The sequence below is a fragment of the Candidatus Binatia bacterium genome (assembly GCA_036382395.1).
Taxonomy (GTDB): Bacteria; Desulfobacterota; Binatia; order HRBIN30; family HRBIN30; genus JAGDMS01.
Genome location: DASVHW010000457.1, coordinates 23,543 through 29,875, shown reverse-complemented (window position 1 = coordinate 29,875; position 6,333 = coordinate 23,543). Strand labels below are relative to the sequence as shown.

The window sequence follows — 6,333 nt, the reverse complement described above, 5'->3', positions numbered from 1 at the left end:
GATCCTTCGAGAGATCCAACCGCTAAACCTGCGGCCGGATGCGGCGGTGTTCACGAACCTGGATGGTAGGCCGATCGAACCGAAGGCGTTCTCGACGCACTGGTATCACTGCCTCCGGGTGCTCGGGCTGCCGGTCCGCGGTTTGTACTCGACGAAAGATAGCTACGTCTCCTTGTTGATGTCGCGTGGGATGAATCCCGTCTGGCTCGAAGAGCAAACGGGGGTGCGGTTCGAGACGCTCCGGAAGCACTACGGCAAATGGATGCGAAGTGAGGGGGCCGATCAACTCCGAAAACTCGCCGATTTGGCCCCCCAATTGGCCCCCCAAAGGTCGGGGGCGGAACAAGCTTCCGGGATTTCGAGGGAATAAGGATGCGAGGAGGGGGACTTGAACCCCCACGGGTTTTACCCCACTAGCCCCTCAAACTAGCGCGTCTGCCTGTTCCGCCATCCTCGCATGGGATCGTGATTCGTGCTCGTGAATCGTGAGTCGTGCTCGGGCCTAGTTCGCCGGCGGCGGCTCCGCGGGCGCGGCGGCCTGCGGTACCGGTGCGGCGGCTGGGGGCTGTGCCCCTTGTGGTTCGGCTGCCGGCGGCTGGCCTTCCGGATTGGCCGGCGCGCTCAGCGGTGGCGGCTCGGGCAGCGGGCCGGCGTCGAACACCGTCGAACTGAGCCGGCGCGCCGAGGCGTAGGTCAAGGTCAGCGAGGTCAACATGAAGACCACCGCCGCGCCGGTGGTCAGGCGCGTCAGGAAGTTTCCCGCCCCGCTGCTGCCGAAGATGGTCGAACTGCTGCCGCCAAAGACCGCCCCCATGTCGGCGCCCTTCCCTTGCTGCAAGAGCACGACTCCGATCAGGAACAAACAGCAGATAACGTGAATAATCACAATCAACGTGAACATGCTTTCCCTCAAGCGACGAACTTGACTATGCGCACGAACGACTCAACCTGCAAGCTGGCGCCACCCACCAACGCACCATCGATGTCCGGCTGCCGCATCAAGACGTCGATATTGTCCGGTTTGACGCTGCCGCCATACAACACCCGGCAGGCCAGCCCCGCTTCCGCACCGCCCAACTCAGCCAGCATCCGACGAATGAACGCGTGAACCTCTTGCGCTTGCTCTGGGGTCGCGACCTTCCCCGTGCCGATCGCCCACACCGGTTCATACGCTATGACCAGCGCCCGTATAGCAGCCGCATCCCGCTTCAGCAATCCGTGACGCAGCTGCCGCTCGACCACTGCCAGGGTGCGGCGCGCCTCGCGCTCCTCCAAGCTCTCGCCGACGCACACGATCGGCACCAGGCCATGCGCCTGCGCGCTCGCCACCTTCTTCGCCACCGTCTCGTCCGTCTCGCCGAAGTACTGGCGCCGCTCGGAGTGCCCGATGATGACGTGTGTACAGCCGGCCTCGCGCAACATCGGCCCCGAGACCTCGCCGGTGAACGCCCCCTTGGGCTCCCAGTGCAGGTTCTGCCCCGCCACCAACACCTGGCTGCCCTGCAAGGCAGCGGCAACCGGCTCCAGCGCCGTGAACGGCGGAGCTACCAATACATCGCGCCCCGACACATCGGCCATACCGGCCTTGATGCCCTCGGCCAAGGCCACGGCCTCCCGCCGCGTGCCGTACATCTTCCAGTTGCCGGCGATCAGCGGCACGCGTGACAGACTCATCGCGCCTCCAGGGCGGCAACGCCAGGCAGCGTGCGGCCTTCCAGGAACTCCAGCGATGCGCCGCCGCCGGTAGAGATGTGGCTGATCTTGTCCGCGCACCCCGATGCGGACAGCGCCGCAATCGAATCGCCGCCCCCGACCACGGTGACGGCACTGCTTGTCGCCAGGGCTTCGGCGATGGCCATCGTGCCGGCCGCAAATGCCTTCTTCTCGAACAGGCCGAGGGGACCGTTCCAGAAAATCGTGCGGGCGCGGCCGATCTCTTCACGGAACCGGCGCACGGTTTGCGGGCCGATGTCCAGACCCATCTTGCCCGACGGTATATCCCCCGCCACGACGCTGGCAGCGCCCTCCGCCTCGGGCGCGTCGGCAACAACGTGATCCACCGGCAGGAGCAGGGGGATCCCCCGCTGCGCGGCTTTGGCGAGCGCCGCCCGCGACACCTCGAGCATATCGCTTTCGACCCGCGACGTGCCGACCGCCTTGCCCTGCGCCAGCAGGAACGTGTACGCCATGGCGCCGCCGATCAGCAGGCCGTCGACCTTGTCGATCAGGTGATCGACCACCTTGATCTTGTCGGAGACCTTGGCCCCGCCGAGGATCGCGATCACCGGACGTTGCGGGTCATGCAGCACCCGGCCCAGGTACTCGCATTCCTTTTGCATCAGGAAGCCGGCACCGCGTTCCTTCACGTAGCGCACCATGCCGACGGTCGAGGCATGGGCGCGGTGCGCCGTCCCGAACGCATCATTGATGTAGACATCGGCCAGGCGCGCCAACTGTCGGGAAAAGCCGTCGTCGTTGGCCTCTTCCTCCGGGTGGAAGCGCAGGTTTTCGAGGAGCAGGACGGCGCCCGGCGCCAGGGCGTTCACCAGCCGCTCGACCTCATCGCCGACGCAATCCGGCGCCAACCGCACCTCCTGTCCGCACAGCTTGGAGAGGCTGACGGCGACCGGCGCCAGACTGAACTCGGGCTGGGGTTTTCCCTTCGGCCGGCCGAGATGTGATGCGAGAACCAGCCGCGCCCCGTGGTCGCAGGCATAGCGCAGCGTCGGCAGCGCCGCCTCGATACGGGTGGCATCGGCGACCACACCGTTCTTCAGCGGCACGTTGAAGTCCACGCGGATGAAGGTGCGCGTATTGGCGAGCGCGATTTGATCGATGCTGCGCACGCCCCTGCCCTCAGAGACTACCGCCGATCAACTTCGTCACGTCCCCCATGCGCTTGGAGAAGCCCCACTCGTTGTCGTACCAGGAGAGGATCTTGATGAAGTTGCCGTCCATCACCTTGGTCAACTCCGCGTCGAAGATCGAAGAGAACGGACTGCCGTTGAAGTCGATCGACACCAGCGGTTCGGTACAGTAGGCGAGGACGCCCTTCAGCGGCCCCTCCGCCGCCGCTTGCATGGCCTGGTTGATCTCGGCTTCGGTCGTCTTCTTGTCCAGCTCCGCCACCAAATCGACCAATGATACGTTCGCTGTCGGCACGCGAACGGCCATGCCGTCGAGGCGCCCCTTCAGTTCGGGCAAGACCTCACCAACGGCACGCGCCGCTCCTGTGGTCGTCGGAATCATCGACAAGGCGGCGGCTCGGGCGCGGCGCAGGTCGGAATGCGGCAGGTCGAGGATGCGCTGATCGTTGGTGTAGGAATGCACCGTGGTCATCAGCGCGCGGCGGATGCCGAAGTGCTCGTGCAGCACCTTAGCCACCGGCGCCAGACAATTGGTGGTGCAGGAGGCATTCGACAGAACGTGGTGGTCGTTCTTGCGGTAGGTGGTGTGGTTGACGCCGTAACAGATCGTGAGATCAACGCCCTTGGCCGGCGCCGATATGAGCACTTTCTTCGCACCGCCGGCCAAGTGCACCGCAGCCTTGTCCTTGGAAGTGAACAAGCCGCTGCATTCGAGGACAACCTGCACACCCAGCTCGCCCCAGGGCAGCTTGGCGGGGTCACGTTCGCTCAGCGCGCGAACCTTGCGTCCACCGATGACCAGCCCATCCTTCTCGGCAGTCACCGGCTGGGCAAAGCGTCCGTGGACCGAGTCGTATTTCAACAGATGCGCCAGCGTTTGGGCGCTGGTGATGTCGTTCACCGCCACGAATTCGAAGTCGCGATCCTCCCAGCAGGCGCGCAACACGTTTCGCCCGATTCGCCCAAAGCCGTTGATACCAACCTTAATGCTCATCCTTGTCTCCCAAAATACGCGTCAGTCAGAAGGATCTTCGTAAACCACCTTCGTTCCAAGCAGTCAAGGCAGGCCGCAGGCAGGCCGCAGCACACAGCAGGCCGCAGCACGTTGACTCGCCAGGACCCATATACTAGCGTCTGCTCATTTGGGTGGCGAGAGGGCGGTATATGTTCTTGGCATTCGCTCCTGCCGCTTTCGCTCAGAGCGAGGGTGCATTGCGGCAGGAAGGGCTGGTCACCATGGTGACCAGCGCTGGACCCGTGGTCCAGTTCGTACTCTACGTTTTGATTCTCTTCTCCGTGTTCAGCTGGGGGATCATTTTCTACAAGCTCCGCCAGATGCGGGTGGCGCGACGACAATCGGCACGCTTCATTGAGATCTTCTGGGACACGAAGAATCTCACCACCATTCACACCGCCAGTCAGGAGCTGAAGCAGAGCCCGGTGGCGCAGGTGTTCCGCTCCGGCTACCAGGAGCTGGTCCGCCTGACCCGGGCCAAGCGCCAGAACAACCCCGGTGAAGCCGCGCTCACCACCGAGCTGGGCGGCATCGAGAACGTCGAGCGGGCGATGAAACGCGCCATCAATCAGGAGATCACGCGGTTGGAACGGGCCCTGACGTTTCTGGCGACCACGGCCAGCGCCACGCCGTTCATCGGCTTGTTCGGAACCGTGTGGGGGATCATGACGGCGTTTCGCGGCCTCAGCGTCACGCAATCCTCCAGCATTCAAGCAGTCGCCCCCGGCATCGCCGAGGCGCTCATCGCCACCGCCAGCGGCCTAGTGGCTGCCATCCCCGCCGTGATAGCGTACAACCATTTCGCGCGTCAGATTCGCGTGCTGTCGGCAGAAATGGAGAATTTCTCGTCTGAATTTCTCAACATCGCCGAACGTCACTTTTTGAAGTAGGAGCAGGCCGATGGCCTTCGAGGAACAGGGCGGAGGGGCGATCTCGAACATCAATGTGACGCCACTGGTGGACGTAATGCTGGTCCTACTAGTGATCTTCATGGTCACGGCGCCGATCCTGCAACAAGGCGTGAACATCAACCTGCCCAAGGTGAAAGCGGCAGCGCTCACAGGGGAAGAGCAACAACTCGTGGTCGCCGTGAATCGCAGCGGGCAGGTGTATTTGAACGACACGCCGATGACTATTTCCGAACTGGGACCCAAGCTGCAGGCGATCCTCAAAACTCGGCCCGACGGTCAGGTCTTCCTGCGCGCCGACCAAAGCGTCCGCTACGGCGAGGTGATGCGAGTCATCGCCACCGTCAAAGGAGCCGGCGTGGAACGACTCGGGATGGTCACTGAGCCACCGGCGGAAGACCACCGCTAGGCCTCCGGATGACTCCCCCCTTCCCTTCCGGCAGCCCGCCACCGGACCGGTGAACCGACCATGACCGACGACTTTCCCGTCCCGGTCGGTCAACCCGAGTGGGACCGCGGACTGTGGTGGATGGTGCTGGCCTCCGGTGCCGCTCACCTCTTGTTCATCACCCTGCTGCTGCTGCTCCCCCACACGTTCTTGCACCGGCCCCCGGCACTGAGGTCGTACACGGTGGACCTGATTGCACCCGACCATATCGGCGGCACCAACGTGATCGCCGGTGGCAAAGGCCGAGTCGAAGGAGCGCCTTTGGCGGCCGCTCCCAAGGTGGAACCGCCGAAGCCACCACCAAAGGTCGAGGAGCCCAAGCCGCCACAACCCAAGCCGGAGCCCCAGAAGGTTGAACCGCCGCCGCCAGAACCGGTAAAGGAGGCACCTAAGCCGCAACCGAAGCCGGAGCCGCCAAAGCCCGAGGCCAAGCCGAAAGAGAATGAAGCCGTGCTGGCGGCAAGAGTGAAAAAGGTCGAACCGCCACCTGCACCGACAGTCGCCAGGCCAGCGCCCACTCCGCCAGCCAAGCCGGCGGGACAGCCGAAGGCCGTGGCGAAGGCCGAACCGGCAAAACCGGAGGCACCAACGGAATCCAAGAAGGCGGCCGAAGCTGCCAAAGGCGCCGCCAAGGAAGCCGCGGCGGCACGCCAGCGTGACGATCGCCTCGCCGCCGCCATCAAGCGCGTCGAGGAACAGGTGGGCAAACGTGGCGCCGGCACCGGCAGCAAAGTCGCGGAGCAGCCCGGCGGGCCGATCTCCGTGGGACCCGGTGAAGGCGCGGGCGGCACTGTCAAGGGCGTTGAGTATCTGCTGTACTACAACCAGATGATCAATCGCATCAAACAGATCTGGGCTTGGGCCGGCGCCAGCCGCGCCTTGGAAGCATCCGTCCGCTTCAACATCACCGAAACCGGCGAAGTGGTCAACGTACGCATCACACACCCCAGCGGCGACCCGAGTTACGATGCCTCGGTGGAACGGGCGGTGCGCGCGGCCAATCCCCTGCCTCAGCCGCCCGAGGCGTACCGCAAGGAGTTTAGCGACGTCGAACTGGTTTTCAGACCCGATGACCTCAAGATGTGAATGGAGAGA

Annotated in this window: 8 protein-coding genes and 1 tRNA gene; 4 read left to right on the top strand and 5 right to left on the bottom strand. The window is 64.2% G+C overall.

All coding sequences use genetic code 11. From position 1 onward, the window contains the following. Window positions 1-370 (top strand): hypothetical protein (locus VF515_22685; protein ID HEX7410436.1); only part of this gene is annotated, 370 nt, incomplete at its 5' end. 3 nt (window positions 371-373) lie between these two features. Here VF515_22685 and VF515_22680 read toward each other — a convergent pair. The 5 genes from VF515_22680 to gap form a co-directional block, all read right to left on the bottom strand. Further along, window positions 374-457 (bottom strand) — tRNA-Leu (locus VF515_22680). A 45-nt stretch (window positions 458-502) separates the two neighbouring features. After that, window positions 503-901 (bottom strand): preprotein translocase subunit SecG, encoded by a 399-nt coding sequence (gene secG / locus VF515_22675; GenBank protein HEX7410435.1) that lies wholly within the window; start codon window positions 899-901, stop codon window positions 503-505. Window positions 902-909: 8 nt separating this feature from the next. Then, on the bottom strand, window positions 910-1,674 hold the full coding sequence (tpiA, locus tag VF515_22670; protein HEX7410434.1) for a triose-phosphate isomerase: 765 nt from the start codon (window positions 1,672-1,674) through the stop codon (window positions 910-912). Then, window positions 1,671-2,846 (bottom strand): phosphoglycerate kinase, encoded by a 1,176-nt coding sequence (locus VF515_22665; GenBank protein HEX7410433.1) that lies wholly within the window; start codon window positions 2,844-2,846, stop codon window positions 1,671-1,673. Before VF515_22665 ends, tpiA begins: the two co-directional genes overlap by 4 nt. A gap of 10 nt (window positions 2,847-2,856) precedes the next feature. Next, window positions 2,857-3,861, bottom strand: coding sequence for a type I glyceraldehyde-3-phosphate dehydrogenase (gap, locus tag VF515_22660; GenBank protein ID HEX7410432.1), 1,005 nt, complete (start codon window positions 3,859-3,861; stop codon window positions 2,857-2,859). 242 nt (window positions 3,862-4,103) lie between these two features. On the opposite strand from gap, the gene tolQ reads away from it, so the two are divergent. The 3 genes from tolQ to VF515_22645 are packed head-to-tail and all read left to right on the top strand — an operon-like array spanning window position 4,104 to window position 6,324. Next, window positions 4,104-4,772: a protein TolQ gene (gene tolQ, locus VF515_22655; GenBank protein ID HEX7410431.1), complete on the top strand. Its 669-nt coding sequence runs from the start codon at window positions 4,104-4,106 to the stop codon at window positions 4,770-4,772. Window positions 4,773-4,782: 10 nt separating this feature from the next. Beyond that, a complete protein-coding gene (tolR, locus tag VF515_22650) occupies window positions 4,783-5,199 on the top strand; it encodes a protein TolR (GenBank protein HEX7410430.1) in 417 nt (138 codons plus the stop codon). A gap of 60 nt (window positions 5,200-5,259) precedes the next feature. Further along, window positions 5,260-6,324 (top strand): cell envelope integrity protein TolA, encoded by a 1,065-nt coding sequence (locus tag VF515_22645; protein ID HEX7410429.1) that lies wholly within the window; start codon window positions 5,260-5,262, stop codon window positions 6,322-6,324. Window positions 6,325-6,333: the final 9 nt, after the last annotated feature.